Origin of the sequence: Thermogemmatispora sp. (assembly GCF_019683755.1) — a bacterium.
Classification (GTDB): Bacteria; Chloroflexota; Ktedonobacteria; order Ktedonobacterales; family Ktedonobacteraceae; genus Thermogemmatispora.
Window position 1 is genome coordinate 25,285 of sequence record NZ_JADGHT010000003.1, and the last position, 19,096, is coordinate 44,380.

At 59.1% G+C, this 19,096-nt stretch carries 11 protein-coding genes; 4 read left to right on the forward strand and 7 right to left on the reverse strand.

From position 1 onward, the window contains the following. Positions 1 to 212: 212 nt before the first annotated feature. On the reverse strand, positions 213 to 2,231 hold the full coding sequence (locus tag IRZ24_RS00755; protein WP_297159619.1) for an APC family permease: 2,019 nt from the start codon (positions 2,229 to 2,231) through the stop codon (positions 213 to 215). Between the two features lie 518 nt (positions 2,232 to 2,749). Here IRZ24_RS00755 and IRZ24_RS00760 point away from each other — a divergent pair. Then, positions 2,750 to 3,442 carry a hypothetical protein gene (locus tag IRZ24_RS00760; RefSeq protein WP_297159621.1) on the forward strand — a complete coding sequence of 231 codons (693 nt, stop codon included), beginning with the start codon at positions 2,750 to 2,752 and terminating at the stop codon, positions 3,440 to 3,442. 237 nt (positions 3,443 to 3,679) lie between these two features. Here IRZ24_RS00760 and IRZ24_RS00765 read toward each other — a convergent pair whose 3' ends face one another. Continuing rightward, on the reverse strand, positions 3,680 to 4,807 hold the full coding sequence (locus tag IRZ24_RS00765; protein WP_297159623.1) for a zinc ribbon domain-containing protein: 1,128 nt from the start codon (positions 4,805 to 4,807) through the stop codon (positions 3,680 to 3,682). Between the two features lie 364 nt (positions 4,808 to 5,171). Here IRZ24_RS00765 and uvrB point away from each other — a divergent pair, with 364 nt between their 5' ends. The 3 genes from uvrB to IRZ24_RS00780 all read left to right on the forward strand — a co-directional run bounded on the left by uvrB (position 5,172) and on the right by IRZ24_RS00780 (position 10,417). Continuing rightward, positions 5,172 to 7,172 carry an excinuclease ABC subunit UvrB gene (gene uvrB / locus IRZ24_RS00770; protein ID WP_297159626.1) on the forward strand — a complete coding sequence of 667 codons (2,001 nt, stop codon included), beginning with the start codon at positions 5,172 to 5,174 and terminating at the stop codon, positions 7,170 to 7,172. Between the two features lie 1,680 nt (positions 7,173 to 8,852). Further along, positions 8,853 to 9,314 (forward strand): S-adenosylmethionine decarboxylase family protein, encoded by a 462-nt coding sequence (locus tag IRZ24_RS00775; RefSeq protein WP_297159628.1) that lies wholly within the window; start codon positions 8,853 to 8,855, stop codon positions 9,312 to 9,314. Between the two features lie 281 nt (positions 9,315 to 9,595). Next, the gene (locus IRZ24_RS00780) at positions 9,596 to 10,417 is read left to right on the forward strand and encodes an alpha/beta hydrolase (protein ID WP_297159631.1); all 822 of its coding nucleotides are present in this window, start codon (positions 9,596 to 9,598) and stop codon (positions 10,415 to 10,417) included. A gap of 197 nt (positions 10,418 to 10,614) precedes the next feature. Here IRZ24_RS00780 and IRZ24_RS00785 read toward each other — a convergent pair whose 3' ends face one another. From IRZ24_RS00785 to ptsP, 5 genes are all read right to left on the reverse strand, one after another. Then, positions 10,615 to 11,373, reverse strand: a complete 759-nt coding sequence (locus IRZ24_RS00785; RefSeq protein ID WP_297159633.1) for a hypothetical protein — start codon at positions 11,371 to 11,373, stop codon at positions 10,615 to 10,617. Between the two features lie 397 nt (positions 11,374 to 11,770). Beyond that, a complete protein-coding gene (locus IRZ24_RS00790; protein WP_297159636.1) occupies positions 11,771 to 12,880 on the reverse strand; it encodes a LacI family DNA-binding transcriptional regulator in 1,110 nt (369 codons plus the stop codon). 913 nt (positions 12,881 to 13,793) lie between these two features. Continuing rightward, entirely contained in the window at positions 13,794 to 15,323 is a 1,530-nt protein-coding gene (locus tag IRZ24_RS00795; protein WP_297159639.1) for a PTS fructose transporter subunit IIC, read from the reverse strand. A gap of 317 nt (positions 15,324 to 15,640) precedes the next feature. After that, positions 15,641 to 16,594 carry a 1-phosphofructokinase gene (gene pfkB / locus IRZ24_RS00800; protein ID WP_297159642.1) on the reverse strand — a complete coding sequence of 318 codons (954 nt, stop codon included), beginning with the start codon at positions 16,592 to 16,594 and terminating at the stop codon, positions 15,641 to 15,643. Continuing rightward, a partial coding sequence (gene ptsP, locus IRZ24_RS00805) for a phosphoenolpyruvate--protein phosphotransferase (RefSeq protein WP_297159644.1) occupies positions 16,591 to 19,096 on the reverse strand: 2,506 nt, incomplete at its 5' end. The genes pfkB and ptsP, both read right to left, overlap by 4 nt.

Here is a 19,096-nt window from a genome sequence, read left to right on the forward strand (position 1 = left end):
GCGGCAAATACGTTGGTAAACAGGATCTGTAAGCGTAACTCAGCGAGAGAGAGCTCACAACCTTTATTGTATCACGCCTGAAACGGCGGTCCTGACCGGTGCGGCTGACAAGGCCCGCGCACAGCAGCTTTGCCGGCGCCAGAAAGCTGTTCGTCTCTGCTCAAAGAGCTGAGGCAACGGCAATGGCGACCGTCTCATACGACCGGTCCTACTTACCAGCGCTTCACCATATGCGCGACCTGCATGCCACCGCCTGGAGTGATCTCGTAGCTGATGCGATCGGGATTAATATCCTCAATCCTGGGCACCTCGTCAGCAGGGACGATCGTATCATGAGGATGAACGATCTGCCAGACGCGGGCAATCGTCCCAGGCTCGTAGGGACGGTAGACATAGCGGCGGGTACTGATTTTGGCACGGCGGGCCTGGCTCTCAGCCTTGCCGAAAAGCTCCTTGGCCTGCTCATCCTCAAGGTAGGGATCAACCACCTCGAAGAGGCGCGGCGTACGGGCTACACGCGGCTCGCCAACGTAGAGGAAGACGACTGGGCGACCATCGGCGCTGTGGATCGCCGTGCGGATCACATCCTCATTATGAGGATTATTGGCCGTCAACACAGCCAGAATAGAGCCGTGGAGATGATCCTCAATGGTGGTCACAGGCACGGGCAGGCGACCCATCAGGCGATGACTGCGGTAGTTATAGAAAGCCACTCCCATGCCCACTAGGGCGACCGAGCCGCCGAAGGCTGTGGCCAAAGGCTTCGCCACTAGATTGATCGACCAGGCCAGCGTCACCAGAAAGGTGGTAGCGATCCCCAGATAAAAATCAAGCGTATACCAGAGGCCGCGCCATCCCTCGTATGAACGCTCGGAACTCTCCACAATCTCTCCGTGAGAGGGCCGTTGTGAGGCCTGATGCTCGTGATGGCCATTGAGAACCGCGCTGCCATTGGGGGCCAGCGTGAGACCTGGCTCCCCCGGAGCATGACCATTCTGGCTGCTGTGCTGCAGCTCCGTCAGGGCGCTGGCGCGGTTTCGGGCCGCCCGCCGCTCGCGCCAACGGACAACATCCAGGCCAAGGCAAGTCAACGAGAACGCCCCGAGCAGGCCAAAGGCGTACATATCGCCAAGGAGATCCAACTGCCCGTGAACCAGCAGCAGGACCACGATGGGAACGCCCGTGGCCAACGCAATCGAATAGTGGGGAGTACCGCGCAGGCGGTTCCGCTTTAGCACAAAGGAAGGCAAGAACTCCATGCGCGAGAGGGCCATAAAGACATGGTACGCGCCAATGATAGCCGTATTACTTGCAAAGACCAGGAGGGCGCTAGCGCTAATTGCTACCTCGGTCTGTAGCCAGAAATTGCCCCAGTGGCCAGCCAGCAAGGAAACGAGCTGACTATTCTTCAGAGGATCGGCTGCCTCCTGCGGCTGCAGGAGCGTAGAGAAAGTTGTGAGCAGGGGGCTGGTGAGGCCGATCGTTACCACGACCAGCAGCAGGGCCAGGCCGGCGACCTTTTTGCGAGGAGTCTTCATCACCGGCGATAGCTGCGAGATGCTCTCCAGACCCGAGAAAGCCAGGAAGGCGCCCCCGAAACCAACCAGCAGCTTCACGGGGGTCACTGCATTGCCGGCGAACATACTTTCGAAGAGATGGAGCGCCTCAGCAGGAGAGACATGAGTGAAGACCGTGACAAGAATAGCCAAGTCGCTCACAAAGGAGATAACCGCTCCAACCAGGCTCACCGTAGCGCTCTCCGTAATGCCGACCCAATTGAGGAGACCCAGCAGGGCCAGCACGGCAATCGTAATCCAGAGAGCATTAGGACCCAAGGCGGGGAAGACCACACTGAAATAAAAGATACCAGAGAGACAGCTCAGTGCTGCTGTCAAGAAGTAATCGACAAGAATAAACATCCCGCCCAAGGCTCCAAACCAGGGGTTCAGCGCGTGGGCCGCCACACTCACTACGCCACCGCCCTGGGGAAAGCGAGCCGAGACCTCAGCGTACTTGAGCGTTAACAGGACAAAGACAACCATCGTAAGGAGGACAAAGAACCCGGCCAGTTTCCCCACAGTGACGTAGAGAATGCCGGGCGTATAGTACACTGAGGTACCGATGTCAGCAAAGACGACTGCCCAGCAAAGCAGAGGGCCAAGGCGGCCACGGCCTGCATGGTGCTCCTGCGACTGGTCTGTTGTTGCTGCCTGTGTCACCGAATCCTGCATTGTAGAGTCCTTAGCTGAGCTCAGAGGATCTTAGAGTGTGCCTCCCCTTTTTTGGTGATCCCCAAGAAGGGGAGGCACCTGAGCCGGCGCGTCGGTCATTCCGGCTATAACTGTAACATGCAATCTCAGCCCGGGGCAAGGGGCAAACGCCTTACTCTGGGCTATGAAGCAAAGCCCAACCATTGTTACTTCACTGCCCCTCAACCGTTCTATGCCAAAGAAATGTTTCTCGGGTAATCAGGCTGTTTCACTGGTCGGACAGACCTGGTGACAGGCGCGCCTGCCTGCCTGGTGGCTACTGGAAGAGAAGAGCGGCGCGGTTGGGTGAGCGTCTGGACAAGGCAAGACTAGAGAATGGGGCTTATCTCATCGGGGGAGCGAAAGTCACTCAGCGAAGAAGGCGCCAATGAAAGGATGTCAGCCGTCTCTATCTTGTCTGTCTCCAGCGATTGGGGCAGCGGTTGGTCGTGGGTGATCGGATCGTCAGGTCTGCAACTGGAGAGGAGAAGCTAAAAACTATGACCGTAAGTGGCGATGCCTTTGATCGTCTCTTAGAAGCAATCTATGCACAGCAGCGTCTACTCGAAGAGCTTGAAAGAGAGAATCGCGAGCTGCGCCAGCAGTTAGCGGATCTGCGCGAGGGGAGAGGGATCTTCGTGGAGATTCTGGGGGTGCGCTATCCTCTAGCCGTACCTGGGGCTGTGGGGCAGCAATTCCCCGAGCCTATGCCGGCGACTGCAGCGCAGTCTGAATACATATCACCAATGTCCTCCTATCAGCCGGTGCAGGAGCTACCGGAAGGGCGCTCTGTGGGACAAGATCAGCAAGGGATAGCTGCGGCTGCAACTGATGGGCGCCTCCCGGAAATTACCCAGATCCGGGCTTCGATTGGTCCGCTGGAAGCCCAACAAATGGCCCAACCGCTGCCCAAGACTCCGGATTCGAGCCTGCAAGGTCCTCGGCTCTCGCCCTCGTACCTCGAAGAGATGCTCCTTGATGAATTCGCAGCCGCTGCCACGGGGCCGCTAGGGACAATGGCGCCCCCTGCTCCTGGAGTTGGAGCGTCCGGCTCAACGGATGGAAAGCAAGGCGAAGAAAGCGGGCCAGAGCGATGGCCAGGCCAGGCCGGGTCACCATCGCCCACGGCCCTAGATGAGGAACGCAAGGCTGCGCTCAGACGTGAGCTGATGGGCAGCTTCCTACTAGACTAAGCACCCGGAGCTACGGCTAAGCCCCGGGTCAGGCAGACAATCGCTGCTTTTCGCTGCTCCTGTGGAACGTAACTGCGCGTTGTCCCTGGAAGGAATTTCCCTTCCAGGGACACATACTGCTTGCTAATGGCTGCTCAGGTCAGGGAGTTAAGAGCCTGATCACCTAACCTCCAGAAAGCCCCGCGTATAGTCCGCTCGCATGCTCTGGGCCTGTCTGGCCAGCTAAGCGAGCGAGGGCTAAGATGGCAGGCGAATTGTGGCGCTGGCGCTTTGCATGCCACTTCCGGCTTGGCTCATGATCAGCGTGAGTTGCTGGCTCTTTTGAGGAACAAGAAAAGTGACCGTCCCGCTCTGCCCATTGGCTCCTTGGGCGAAGGCCACGGGCAGCGTGCTATAGCTTGGAGCGATGCGGCTCCCGTTCTCCGTCTCCAGGCGGATATAATCGTACGGCGAACCAGGGATAGCCGTCTGGGCCAGAGTATTAGTGGCAGTCAGCGTCAACGTCAAGAAAACCTTGTCGCGTGGGGCTTGTTGCCCGTTAGCGCTCCAGCTCAGCGTAGCGGCTGTGACCGTCCAATTCAGCCCGAAGTACTGGAGCTGTGTATTCAACTTCACGCTGCGGGGAGCGTAACGTGAAAGGTCTGGCTTACTCGTCAAAGGGATATCCATTTGGGCCTCGCTATTCGTGCCCAAGCGCAGCACAAGCTGGCTGAGAGGTACATTGAAAGGGACGGCAAAATCCAGCAGATTGTTACGGCTGGCCTGGGGAGCAAGAGGACCATTCGCAGTGACCAGCAGCGGAGCCTGTTCCCCCTTGCCGGGGACAACTACATGAGCGCACTGATAGAGATTATAAGCGATCGAGTAGTTTGCAGGGTTCTCCTCATGCAAGAAGACACGCAGCATCCCATCTGAGCTAGCGTGCGGATCATCGGCAAAAGTCTGAGCCTGTTGAACCCGCTGGATGGTCAGGCGAGCGCTAGCATAAGTCACAGTTGTATTCAGCGTCCGCGTGGTCACAGGTCCCTGTGCCGAGCTCCGAAAACCGGGCACGGGGGCACCGGCAAAGCCGGCAGCGACATAGCTCAGAGCCGCCAGAAGCACGACAGCAAGCAGGATCGGAAACAACCAGCTTCGCCAGGAAAGGCGCCTGGCCAGCGAACGCCGTGTCGCAGGAGGAAAGGCGCTCTCCTGCTGACCCGGAGCAGCGAGCTGGGTCGACGCTGATAATGGCTGCGGTGGCCGAGCGCTCAGGTAGTGAAGGGCTTCCTCAGAACTGAGACCGCAAGCAGGGCAGAAGCGCTGGTTGGGTCTCGCCGGAGCGCCGCAGCGGGGACAAGACGACAATGGCGAATCCTGCGCCATAAGCAAAGACTCCTTGGGTGGGTGCTCTCTGGGCTTGGCCTGCCGACAGAGGAGGGAGAAACCTCCCTGCCTCTCTCGCTACCATTCTAGCATAATGACTAGTCGAGGCAGGGCAATTCGCTTCTGACACTGAATTCCTAGCTTGAGGGGTCAAGCGTCTGAGAAAGGGAAGGGTCAGCGGCTGAAGCTGAGCTAAAAGAAAGCTCGTGTCCACTGACCCGCCACATAAAAAGGGGTCGCTACGACGAAGAGAAGATGATATAATGGTGAGGACTTTTGGAGGCTCAGCCATCAGCCCGAGCCGACGAAGACCCAAACAAGCATTGCACGCAAGCGCTAAGAGACCTGAGGGGGGCAAATATCTGTGCCTGAGTTCAAAGTAGAAGCTCCGTTTACTCCAACTGGTGATCAGCCGCAGGCCATAGCAGCCCTTGTCGAGGGCCTGAGAAAAGGCTATCGCATGCAGACCCTGCTTGGGGTCACTGGCAGCGGTAAAACCTATACGATCGCCAAGGTCATCGAGCAGGTGCAGCGACCGACATTAGTCTTGGCCCCCAATAAGACCTTAGCGGCGCAGCTCTACAGTGAGTTCAAAGAGTTCTTCCCGAATAATGCAGTAGAGTACTTTGTTTCTTACTACGACTACTATCAGCCAGAGGCGTATATTCCACGCACCGACACCTATGTCGAGAAAGAGAGCCTCCTTAATGAAGAGATCGAGAAGCTGCGTCTCTCGGCGACCCGTAGCCTCTTTGAGCGGCGCGATGTCTTGATTGTGGCCTCGGTCTCCTGCATTTACGGTCTGGGGAGCCCTGAAGAATACGGGGAAGTGGTGTTGACGCTGCGTGTTGGTGAAGAGCGACGGCGCGATAAAATTTTGCGCCATCTTACCGAGATTCAGTATGAGCGTAACGACACCAACTTCACCCGTGGGCGCTTTCGTGTGCGCGGCGACGTATTGGAGATCTTCCCGGCCTATGAGGATGTAGCGGTCCGTATTGAATTCTTTGGCGATGAGATTGAACGCATGACGGAGATCGATCCGCTGACGGGGGAGGTGCTGGGAAGGCGGCAGCGACTGGATATCTATCCAGCCAAGCACTGGGTCACGACTCGCGAACGTCTCAATCGCGCTATAGAATCGATCCAGGCCGAGCTACAAGAGCGTCTGGCTGAGCTGGAGGCGCAGGGCAAGCTGCTGGAAGCAGCGCGTCTGAAGCAGCGGACCAATTTCGATATTGAGATGCTGCGTGAGACCGGCATCTGCTCCGGCATTGAGAACTACTCGCGACATCTCTCGGGACGTGCCCCAGGTGAACCGCCCTGGACACTGCTTGACTATATGCCCGATGACTACCTGTTGGTGGTGGACGAGTCACATATTGCCCTGCCCCAGGTGCGAGGCATGTACGAAGGGGATCGGTCCCGCAAGCAGGTGCTGGTCGACTATGGCTTCCGTTTGCCTTCGGCTCTGGATAATCGCCCGCTGACCTTTGCCGAGTTCGAACGCCAGATCAACCAGGCTATCTTTGTCTCGGCCACACCTGGCCCTTACGAGTACGAGCATAGCGAAGCGATTGTCGAGCAGATCATTCGTCCGACAGGGCTAGTCGATCCCGAAATCTTTGTGCGCCCAACGCGAGGCCAGATCGATGATTTGGTAGCCGAAATTCGCAAGCGGGTCGAGAAAGGGCAGCGTGCCCTGGTCACGACTCTGACCAAAAAAATGGCCGAGGATCTGGCTGACTACCTGCAGGAGCTGAATATCAAGGTTCATTACCTGCACTCCGAGATCGACACCATTGAGCGGGTCGATATCCTGCGCGATCTGCGCCTGGGGGTCTACGACGTGGTAGTGGGCATCAATCTCCTGCGCGAAGGGCTGGATCTTCCAGAGGTCTCGCTGGTGGCTATCCTTGATGCCGACAAAGAGGGCTTCTTGCGCTCGGAAGGCTCGCTCATACAGATGATCGGGCGGGCCGCACGCCACGTCGAAGGCACAGTCATTATGTACGCAGATACAATCACTGGCTCCATGCAGCGGGCAATCGATGAAACCAACCGCCGCCGTCGCCTGCAGATGGCCTACAACGAACAGCATGGGATCACTCCCCGCGGCATCAAGAAAGGGGTTAAAACGCTGTCAGAGCGCATCAAGGCTATGAGCGCAACCGGAGCCGAAGAGGGTCAGCAACAGCAGCAAGGGGCAGCAGTGGCTCTGACTGGCATCCCTAAAGAGGAGGCCCTGCGCCTGATCAAAAATCTGGAGGCCCAGATGCGCGCCGCAGCCAAACAGCTCGAGTTCGAAAAAGCAGCTGAGCTGCGCGATCAAATTATCGAGATTCGACGTGCCATGATTGAGTAAAAGAGGGCCTGGTGCTTTTCCATACCAGCCGCAAGAGAGCGAAAAAACAGAGGGCAAGCGGAGCAGCAAGAAGAACAAGCCGTACAGGCTTGCGGCACAAGTTCTGTCATGGCACCAGGACCACAGAGAGCGGGCAAGGTCTATCCTTCTACCAGGCTTGCCTGCTCAGCAGCCAACCTTGCCGGAGTCCGGCGCTACTACCTATCTGACCAGGAAGGAAAGGATTGGCAACAGTATCACTATGGCCCAGCAGCAGAGTCAGCAACATCGGCAACAGGCACAGCGCCGTCATCATCAAGCGACAGAGGAAGCCGGACAGTCTGAGCAAGCTGAACAATCCGAGCAGCCGGAAGAACGTTTTTTTCACAAACAGCGGTGTGGTTTACTGCGCCTGCCGCTGACAAGAGGGCAGAGGAAAGCTGGCAGGGCAGGAGCGACGGACCATCACCCTCTTTCTCAAGTTGAGCATATGGCGTGCTGGCAGGAGGCAGCACGTTTCTTTGTGGCAAGCGCACCGTATAGCGCGTTTGGGCCTCTCCCCAAGAGGAGCAGCGGTGTCACTGCTCGGAAGAGGCTCTCGCTGCCGTTGAGGAGGCTGCGGCTGGCGGAAGAAAGCTTCCTTCGGGGCGAGGTCCAAGCATGGTCGATAGCAGACCTGTGGCGCCGTGGACCGGGGGAGATCGACAAAGTGTGGTTGATCTGGCTCTCCCGTTTCAGCAGAACATCTCAGATCCAGACAGCCTTAAGAAAAAAGCCGCTGGTCTGCGGAATGCTGGCGTCGACTGACCAAAAAGCAGCGACCGCAAGCTTCCTCCTGGCGCAGGCATCAGCACCTGTGCGACCGCATTCAGGCAGGCTAGAGCACTATAAGAGGCAGTCGCTGGACAGGCCTTTCGCTATTGAGATGGCTGCCTGGAGCGCGAGCAAGCCTGAGCATGAGCGACGCACAAGCCTAACGCTCCGTTGCGTCCGCTGGACCAAGAGTGTCCCCTTGCTGGCGACCCGCCCAGCCGGCAGGGCATCGCTCCCTCTACACAAGCGCCCCCGCCACTGGCGCGCTGCGTGGCTGGCGGGAGCAAAGCGCTTCTCTCGTCGCCAGGCTTGTTGAATGCTGGGGAGCGGTGGCTCTGGGCTTCTGCGCCCCGGCTAGGCTTCTGCCATGCAGCGCCCGCCATTCCTCCCCGAATTGCTGAGCTGATCTCTTCCCGCTCGCGTGCCCTGGGCCAGTCGTGCGCTCATACACTCCTAACTGGCTCTAGCTGGAGCGGCGAACGGACTGGCACGACCAGAAGCGGCGGCGCAAGCGAGTGACTTGCGCCTATTTATGGATGAGCATGAGCTTAAGCTCATGCGTAGCAATACTGTAACACTAGTGTTCCATTACTCGTTTATGTGAGGAGGCAGGCCAATGAAACGGCTCCCCTTAGTGATTGTCCGGGAGCTGAGTGCATTCCTGGTTCAGCGCCGGCTCTGATGGTTCTCTCCCCAGGAGAGTACCTCAGGCCAGGCTGCGACCGCAGCCGGCTTGCGGTTCCGTTGACCTGCTACCGTATAATATCACTTGTGCTCAAAACGGCACTTGAATTGATTGCAGCGAGTCGCTAACCTGGCAGTCTGGGCCGAGTGAGGCTAAAGACTCGCAGATTTCATACTTTTAACGTCTACAGGAGGAGTAGCCCGATGCTTGTGCATTTAATGCTGGAGTTGTACGGCTGCAAACGGGAACTCTTGACCAGCGAGCCGCTGCTCAGGCGTGTGCTGGATGAATTCCCGGCGCGGGTGGGGATGGAGAAGGTCAGTCCGGTGCATCTCTACGACATCGAGACACCGAATCCGCTCGACTCCGGCATGTCCGGTTTTGTCATCATTGCCCAGAGCCATATTAGCCTACACGCCTGGCCCGAGTACGGCGAGGTCGATATAGATATCTGCTCCTGTAAGGAGTTCAGCCAAGAGGACGCCATTGCCTATGCCAAGGAGATGTTTCAGACGGAGGACGTAGAGGCCCATTTTGTGGTCCGGGCCACGCGCTCACTGCGCCCCGAGACACCTGATCCGGTGCGTTATGCCGAAGCAATGGCGGCCCGTCGTGCCAGGCAAGCTGCCCGCGGCGAATCCAGGCTAACGACGGAGGTGTCCTAAAGGCAAGGATAAGTGGCCGGGAAGCGTTTCCACGGCCTTTCACTGCCAGCATCGTCCGGGCATCCATCCCGGCTGAGGAGCTATCTGCGGCAAGTGGATAGCTCCTCATTTGCTTGCGCTCTCGTGAAAAGAGCTGACTGGTGCTGAGGGGGCAATGTCATGCCGCACACTATCAGCCGGTCTGCCGCTGGCTACCTGCCTACTGTCATCCTCAACGAGAGTGGGCCTCTGCTCGCGAAGACGGTTTCAAGCAATCAAAGGAAGAAAGGAGAGAATTGCTGATGAGTACGACAGACCAAGGCGCTGCTGAACCGCGGCTGATCCGCCTGGGCTACGGTCCGCAACCTCTCCACTTTGGAGAGCTACGTCTGCCATCCTCACCTGGGCCTTATCCCGTGGTAGTGCTGATTCATGGTGGCTTCTGGCGCAATCCATACGACCTCTCTCTCATGAAAGGGCTAGCAGAGGACCTGACTGCTCACGGCCTGGCCACCTGGAACATCGAATACCGTCGTCTGGGCGATGCAGGCGGTGGCTGGCCAGGTACCCTGCAAGATGTGGCCCTGGCCGTCGATTTCCTGTGCCAACTGGCAGAGAGTTATGGCCTCGATCGAACGCGGCTGATCAGCCTTGGTCACTCGGCTGGGGGACAGCTTGCTCTCTGGCTCGCGGCGTGGCCCCTGCTTGCCCAGCAAGCCATTGGTACAGAACAGCAACCATTGCGCCCTGAGAGAGCCAAGCCCTTGCGGGGAGCAGTCAGCTTAGCAGGGGTGGTCGATCTAGAAGCTGGCTGGCAGCGTCATCTTGGACGTGACGCCGTTGCCGAGTTACTAGGTGGAAGCCCCGCGGAAGTACCCGAGCGCTATCGCCTGGCCTCACCGGCGGCCTTGCTTCCGCTCGGCGTTCCCCAGGTGCTGATTCATGGGACCGCAGATGACCGTGTACCCGTGGAGGTCAGTCGCAGCTACGCAGAACGAGCGCGCCTGGCAGGCGATCAAGTGACCCTGATAGAGCTGCCCAACGTTGATCACTTTGCCCTCATCGAGCCAAGCTCGGCGGCCTGGCAGACAACTCGTGAGCTGGTGCTGGCCCTCTGCCGCTAAGAATGGGGCGGCGCCTGGCTGGAAAAGATCGCCTGCGAGCAGATGAGCAGGACACGGCTGCCGCGGCCAGACCCGCGAGAAGGGCAAAGAAGATCTTGTCCACACCGTAGAGAAGCCTGGCCTGTGATCCCCTCCTTGGCTGTAATTGATTGCCGGCCTTATCGCGGCCCACCAGCGGCTCGTTCGTCCTAACTTAGCTAGGAAGACGTGCGTTTAGCCCACAAGCCGGTCTGTGAAACAAAGACATCGTAGCTGCCATCAGCCGGGTTGAACACGGCATTGCCATACGAGGCCTCTACCAGATTCGACAGCCAGCTACCGCGCTGATTGCGCATTGTCTGGAAGAAATTGTCATCGCCCCCGTTCAGAACTACTACCGTGTGCTTGGCATTCGCCTCCAGATTGGGATCGTCAAAGCGTCCTTCCAGGCGAGTTAGCTTGTAGCCAGAATGAAGGCCCAGAACATTCAGCCAGGAGGGATACTTGATAATGTCTCCCTGGAGCATCCACTCATCACCGGCCACGATGTAGAAGTTGTCGGAGAGCTGACTACCGTCCTGGCCATAGAGGATCAGCTCAACGTTCATCGTGTGGGGCATGTTAGCGACCGGATAGGCGCGTACATGGGCCACCTTGATATCACCAGTCAGACCGATATAGGTCTGCATCAGCGACGTGAGCCAAAGCAGCAGAATAGCGAACAGCAGCAAGACCAGCCCACCGAGGCCGTGACCTACACGGTAACGCCTCCGATAGCGAAAGAAGCGGCGATGGGGGTGATCATACCAGCCATGCTCCCAGGCTTCTTTTTCGCTGCGGTAAGGATGTTTCTGACGGTAGTAAACTTTTTCTCCTCGAACCACCCCTAAAATGGCATAGATGAGCAAAGCCAGGCCGAGGGCTGCAATGGCGAAGAGCAAGAGCTGCTGCCAGCCGAAGACAAACGGTGTATTCATCGGGCCTTCCTTATGGTTTCTACTCCCCGGTCTTGCAAGCAGGGGCTTTCCTTATAGACGGTTGAAGACGACAGGACCTTCTCTACTAGAAAACACGTCCTACCGGGGGGTTAGGGTTCTCTTCAGGAAGAATATTACCGGGTGTAGTCAGGGGGGTCAAGAGACAGCAAATCGAGAAAAAGGACGGCCAGGAAGAGCGCGACTGGCGGTCAGGACGGGAAGAGTCTCACTCTGGCTAGCGCCAGGCTAGGGCCAGATCCCTGGGAAAAGCTGCCTGGTCCGGTCGGCGCTTCCTCTGGCAAGAGATTGCTGGGAAAGCGCGCAGTAGCGGCGGACGCCGAGGCGGACCAGGCGAAAAGACCAAAAGAGCAATCTAGGCACGCGAGCGAGCGGTAGCCTAGGCCTCGGGGAGCAGCGCGGAGGGATGACGCTGCAAAGCACCGCAAGACTCGCGGATCACCAGACTGGTGGGCAGGACCAGACGCGGAGCCTCCCGCGGCAACTCTTCGACTGTGGTGGGTGTGCTCTGCCGCCGGCGCCGCGGCATCTGCTCCTGCTCAATCATCTCTAGCAGCAGCTTGATAGCTTGCTCACCCATAGCATGCACTGGCTGGCGAACAGTTGTCAGGGCAGGTCGCAGGTGCGCCGAGGCCGGATTGTCGTCGAAGCCCACCAGGGCGATATCTTGAGGAATGCGCAGACCAAGCGTTTCGGCGGCTGCGATCACGCCATAGGCCATGTAATCACTGGCGGCAAAGATCGCTGTGGGTCGCTCGCTGGCAGGCCGCGAGAGGAGGTCAAGAGCACAGCGCTGACCACCCGCCGGCATAAAGTCGCCTTCCAGAACCAGCGAGGGATCAATCTCTAAACCTGCCTCCTGGAGCGCGTCGCAGTACCCCTGGTAGCGCTCATGGGAGACACAGTACTTGAGCGGCCCCTGAATGTGGGCAATACGCCGGTGACCAAGCTCGATCAGGTGGCGCGTGGCTTCATAGGCACCGCGTCGATTGTCTGCCCCAATCCAGGGAATCCCTTCCGGCGGCGGACTCTGATCATCTATGAGCACAACCGGGAAGCCCTGGCGCCGTAGCCTCGTCAGATGCTGACTGGACTGACCCGGAAAGACAGCCAATAGCCCTGCGGTCAGCCGCGTGGCAAGAATACGATCAATGATTTTGCCACAGTCTCGCTCGTGATTAGAGCTGCTGATGCTATAGAGCACCATTTCATAAGAGGTGCTCTCTACGACAGAGGCCACACTCAGCAGCAGTTCGGGAATTAATGGCCAGGTCAAAGCCGGCACCAGCACGCTGATGAGAGGGTTACGTCCAGCAGCTAGCCCGGCTGCGGTAATGCTGGGGACAAAGCCTTGCTCTTCAACAATGCGTAGAATACGCTCGCGCGTCGCCGGGTCAACGTCCGGCTTGTTATGGAGGACACGCGAGACGGTGGTCGTGGAGACCTTCGCCAGGCGTGCAATATCGAGTATCGTCACTTTGTGGGCCATAGGTGTTTGCTTTTCGCCTCCGCTGCATGTGGAACATAACTGCCTCAAGGCAGGCAGGCCGATAAAAACCTGCCTTCATGTCGTCTCTACTCTGCTTTGCTGCTCCGGGTTCCTGCTCTACTCTGTGAGAAATCACAGGTGACCTGCTTCGGTTACCTGCTTACGAGATAAGTATACCGAAACGCCGGCATAAGCACAAGCATCCCGACGGTTCTATCGTGCCTGCTATTGTCCCACTCTTGACAATCAAAAGTCTCCTAAATATATATACTTACGTAAACGATTACGGTAACGGTTACAAAATAGAGAGGAACCACACCCTATAAGCTGGCCGAGCCTTTTCGACCGCGGCCTGGCAGGCCGCTCTGATCAGAGTCTGGTCAAGGTCTAGGCCGTGCAGCGGCGTGATGGATCGCCGTGATGGATCGCTAAGTATCTACTGATCAATACCGATCCGCTGACAGCTTATCAAGCCAGAGTGAATGTGGCTGGAGGACCTGGGGTGCATCTGCCACGACAGGCGGTGCGCTACGTCTACGGTGAGGACAGTACAGCCCTCAGTGTCGAGCAACTCCGTGGGGCAGCTACAAGCGCCCCATTGCTTCCGCCCTATTCGCTCACAGTGCTAGTGTACCAGCTAACATTCTGAAGGCAGAGACTCGCTCGCACCAGAAAGGCCAGGCTGCTCTACCAGCAACCTGGCCTGTCAAATGTGCTCCTCGTATCCTCGCCAGTGTCGGGAGAGATGGAGTATTTCTTTGATGGCTATCCAAGCGTTAGCTTGGGATGAAACTGCGCTGATCCTGCCTCAGCCAGCACCTCATCCCAGGCGCTTCGCTTGTCATGAGCACAGCTCTCGCGAACGAACACAGCTTCCCCTGCAGTTCCTACGCTCTATGAACCTGCACGCAGCTTAAGCCAAGGCTGCCTCCATGTGCTCCTGCTCGACTGCGATAGGGCGCTTAAGGACGAAGAGCATGCCGGTAGTCACCAACGTACCCGCCACGATCGACAGCAGATACTGTGGCAGATTACCCACGACGCCAGGCAGGAACATGACCCAGATGCCGCCATGCGGGACATGGAGCTGGCAGCCGAAGAAGGCCGAGAGTGCGCCCGTCACCGCCGAGCCGACCATGATCGAAGGAATGACCCGGAAAGGATCATTGGCGGCGAAGGGAATGGCCCCCTCCGTAATGAAGGAGAGACCTAGCACCCAGGCAGCCTTACCAGCCTCGCGCTCATCGGGCGTGAAGCGATTCTTAAAGAGCAGTGTCGCCAGGGCCAACCCAAGTGGCGGGGTCATCCCGGCAGCCATCGCCGCCGCCATCGGCAGATAAACCGGATTATGGGTATCAAGCAGCAAGCCAGTCGAGAAGGCGTACGCTGCCTTATTAACTGGACCCCCCATATCAAAGGCCATCATCAGGCCGATGATCAATCCCAAGACCGCGGCATTGACCCCCTGCAGATCCTTCAGGCCGTTCACCAGAGCCTGATTAAGCAAGGCCACCGGCGTACCGACCACATAGAGCATCAGAAGCCCGGTGATCAACGAGCCAAGCAGAGGCAGGATCAGCACCGGCATCAGTCCAGCCAGGTTGCTGGGTAGGCGAATGCTGCGGTTCATCCAATGTACCAGGTAGCCGGCCAGGAAACCAGCAATGATGCCGCCCAGGAAACCCGAGTTTGTGAGGCTGGCCAGAACACCGCCGATCATGCCTGGGGCGATACCAGGCCGGTCGGCGATCGAATAGGCGATGAAGCCTGAAAGGATGGGCACGAAGAGCAGGAAGCCTGCCTTAGCCCCAATGACGAAGAGCGCTGCTCCCAGCGACTGCAGCGGCTGAGCAAGAAAACCGGTCGTTAACGTGGTCAGATTAGAGGTGTCGTAGAAGGCGATGCGGTAGCCAGCAATGGCGAAGGCCAGGGCAATCAAGATTCCGCCTGCCACGACAAAGGGAATCATATACGAGACGCCGGTAAGCAGGTGCTTATAGGGACCACGACGAGCCTGGGCACGTGCCGCCTTGGCCTGTTGCACACGCGTCAGATAATCGCTGCTCTCGGGTGACGCCGTTTGGGTAGGGCTGCCGGCGCTACTAGCGGCGGCTCCCTGACGCGCTGCTGCCGCAGCCTCGGCGCGGGCGAGCGCCGCGCGAATGACCGCCTGCCCATCCTTAATAGCTGCGCTCGTCGAGGTCTCATAAACCGTCTTCCCGCTGAAGCGGCTCAAGTCGACCTTCGTATCGGCCGCGATGATCACCACATCGGCGGTGGTGATCTCCTCGGGAGTCAGGGTATTCTGCACCCCGACTGAACCCTGTGTCTCCACCTTGATAGTGTGGCCCAGGGCCTCGGCGCCGCGCTGAAGACCCTCAGCGGCCATAAACGTGTGGGCAATGCCTGTAGGACATGAGGTAATGGCTACAATCCGTGCCATACGCAAACTCCTTTGTGTGTGCTTGCTTGGTGGGGTCGACAAAACGACGCTGCGTCATTGCTAGCGAGAACAAACACGTGCTCGCTCGCTCGCCACATAGCTCCGAGTCGCCTGCTGGCAGAGAATACCCAGCGCTGTGGTCGCAGGCGTAGGCGCCGTGGAGAGAATAGAACGGGCCGGTGGCACCGAGCACAATCTAGCTCAGTAGACATGGTGCAGTCGGTGACCATCGCGGGTCAGGCCCTGCCGCTGACCAGCCTCCTGCACAGGCGGAGTGACCCGGACTGGAGAGGCCTCGCCCGGGGGAGCGTGCTCCGCTACTCCTCAGCAGGCCGCGCTACAAGCGAGTAAACCTGCACGCGCTCGCTGTAGTGCTCCAATACGGACGACGGCGGTAAGGCCCCATCGAGACGCGTAATGCGCGCCAGAGCATAGGCTGTAGCCAGGCGAGCGCTGGCGGTGAGATCCAGGCCGCGCAGCTCCGCCAGCACCAGAGCGGCCACCATTGCATCTCCAGCGCCAACCGTACTCTCGACCGTTACCTCGGGCGGTACAGCGTGCAATACCTGCTCATCCTCCACGAAAAGGGCGCCCTGTTCGCCAAGGGAGACCACCACGCGACGAATATCGTGGCGCAGCAAAGAGCGAGCCGCCTGAGCCACGGCAGTGAGAGTGGTCAAAGGCTGGCCGGTCAACTGTTCCAGTTCCGCCCGATTCGGCTTCACCAAGGTTGGACCAGCCAGAATACCTTGAGCCAGCGCCTCGCCACTGGCATCGAGCACCGTCAGTCGGCCCAGCGCCTTCAGGCGCGCAATGAGTGTGGCATAGAAGGAGGCGGGTACCGCCGGCGGCAACGTACCCGCCAGCACAAACCAGCGGCAATCAGCGGCCAGCTCATCAATGGTCTGACAAAGCTTCGTCAGAGCCTCCTCCGAGGGGGCCAGGCCCGGCAAATTAATATCAGTTGTCTGTCGGCGCTCCTCATCGACAATCTTGATATCGATGCGCGTCTGGCCTGGGAGGCGTACAAAAGCATCGACGATACCACGCTCGGCAAAGAAGCGCTCAAAAAGCGTCGCATTCTCGCGACCAAGAAAGCCGGTGGCGCTCACCTGGCAGCCGCTAGCGGCCAGAAAAGCCGCCACATTAATCCCTTTACCGCCGGCCTGAAACAGCATAGTGTGGGCCCGGTGGACGTGGCCCGGCACCAGAGCGGCCACGCACACCGTCTGATCGATGGCCGGATTAAGGGTGACCGTTGCCACCTTCATAGCCCGCGTACCTCCTCCGCTGTGCGACAGCGCAGAGCCTGCTGAGCCAACTGCTGTAGCTCAGCGAGCGTGCGACTGCGAATCTGGGCCTTGATCGTGGCCAGAGCAGGGATCGCCATACTCAACTCTGAGACGCCCAGTCCAACCAGGATGGCGGCGCCCAACGGCTCACCAGCGAGGCCGCCACAGACACCAACCCACTTACCGGCGGCGCGAGCCACCTCGACCGTGCGTGCCACCATACGCAATACCGCGGGATGGAGCGCATCGGCCTGCCGTGCCAGTTGTGGATGTAAGCGATCCATTGCCAGCGTATACTGTGTCAGATCATTTGTCCCAATCGAGAAGAAATCGACCTCCGCGGCGAACTCCTCGGCCAACAGTACTGCCGAAGGTACTTCGACCATCATACCCAGCGGCAGACGGGGCGCATTCAGCTCACGGCGGACGCGCTCGGCATACTCACGGGCCTGTGCGAAATCCTCCAGCGTCGCAATCATTGGGAACATAATGCTAATTGGGCCGCAGGCTGCCGCGCGATAGATGGCGCGAAGCTGTGTCACAAAGAGGTCGGGGTAGGCCAAACACAGACGGATGCCGCGTAAGCCCAAGAACGAAGAATCTTCGGCGGATAATTGCAGATAGGGCACATGCTTATCGCCGCCGATATCGAGAGTACGAATAATAAGAGGACGCCCATTCAAGGCACGAGCCATCGCGCAATAGGTCGCATACTGCTCCTCCTCCGAGGGGGGAGCGGCCCGGCCCAGAAAGAGGAACTCCGTGCGCATCAGGCCGACGCCCTCGGCGCCGGCGTCCAGGGCTTGGGGGACCTCCTCAGCGCGATTAATATTCGCCGCAATTTCCACACGGTGCCCATCGCGTGTCACCGCCGGCTGGAAGCGCTGACGCAGGGCCGCCTCCTCCCGCTGACGCAGTTGTGCCTGTAAAGCGCGAGCCTCAGCCAGATCGGCCTCACTTGGCCGCACATAGAGCCGCCCGTTGAAGCCATCGAGAATCGCCGGCGTACCATCGGCAAGCGTCAGTACAGCCTCACCGGCAGCCACCACTGCCGGAATACCCTGCGAGCGGGCGATAATAGCCGTGTGTGACGTTGGCCCACCACGCGCCGTACATAGACCCTGGACAATATCGGGGTCCAGCGCTGCCGTATCCGAGGGAGTCAGGTCCTCGGCCACCAGAATCACCGGGCCAGCCGTAGGAAAAGCGCCCGCTGCCGCCACACCGAGCAAGTGACGAAGCACCCGCTCACCGACATCGCTCAAATCGACAGCGCGTCCCGCCAGGACCGGATCATCGATCTGCTGGAGCTGGCTCACCCGCCGGGCAATAGCCTGCTGCCAGGCCCAGGCAGCTCCATGACCGGCGTAGATCAGGCGTACCGCCTCCTGGATCAGCTCGGCATCTTGCAGGAACTCGCGATGAGCGCGGAAGATGGCCGCCCGACTCGAACCGAGACGTGCCCGCACCTCCTCATAGAGCTGGTCTAGCTCGCGCTGCGCAACATCAAGCGCCCGTTGCAGCGCCAGCCCATCGCCAGCGGGATCGGTTGGCTGATCGAGAACTTCCAGACGCTGGCGGCGATAGCGCTGGAGCGGAGCAATGGCCAGCCCGCCGGCGGCTCCCAGACCGCTGTAAGCGGCAGCCACCGAACGTGGTGCCCAGCGCAATACTGGCACCTCAGAGGGAGCCGGATCGGAAGGAGGTAGCGGTTCCAATTCATCGCCCAGACCAGCGGCAATGGCTGCCTGCAGCGTGGCCAGAGCCTGGGCCGCATCAGGGCCTTCCGCCGAAACGCGGATTCTGGCACCGCGCTCGGCCCCAAGCTGTAAGAGAGCAATCAAACTTTTCCCGTCGGCAACCCGCTCGCCATAGCGCACGCGGATCGCGGCCTGAAAGCCGCGGGCCAGCTCCACAAAGCGCGCCGCCGGTCGGGCGTGCAAGCCGGTACGATTTTGAATCACTGTCTCGAAAGAAGCGGAATAGTCAGCCTCCGTACTGGGAGCGGTGGGCCGTTCACCAGTAAGGGCCTCAATAATATCGCGGGGATCAGTCGTGTGGATCAGGCGCTCGACAGCGGCAGGATCGCCGAGCACACGCGTCAACCGTCGCAGTGCATCAATATGCTCATCTGAACGGGCGGCGATCGCCACCACCAGGTGGACGATCTCGCCAGGGTTCCAGGTAACACCAGCAGGTAGCTGCAAGACCGCGATGCCGGTCCGATGGATCAGCTCTTGATCGCGAGGCAAACCGTGGGGGATGGCGATACCGTTGCCAAGATAGGTATTGGCAACCTGCTCACGCTGCAGCATGCTGTCAATGTAGCCTGCCTCAATGCAGCCACTACGTACCAGGAGGTCGCCCGCCTGGCGAATGGCTCCTTGCTTGTCCTCAGCCTGCGCCTGCAGTCGGACTTGCTGTTCACTCATTTGCATCATGGTTGCCTCCAGGGGTAGGAGCCAGGGCACACACTTTATC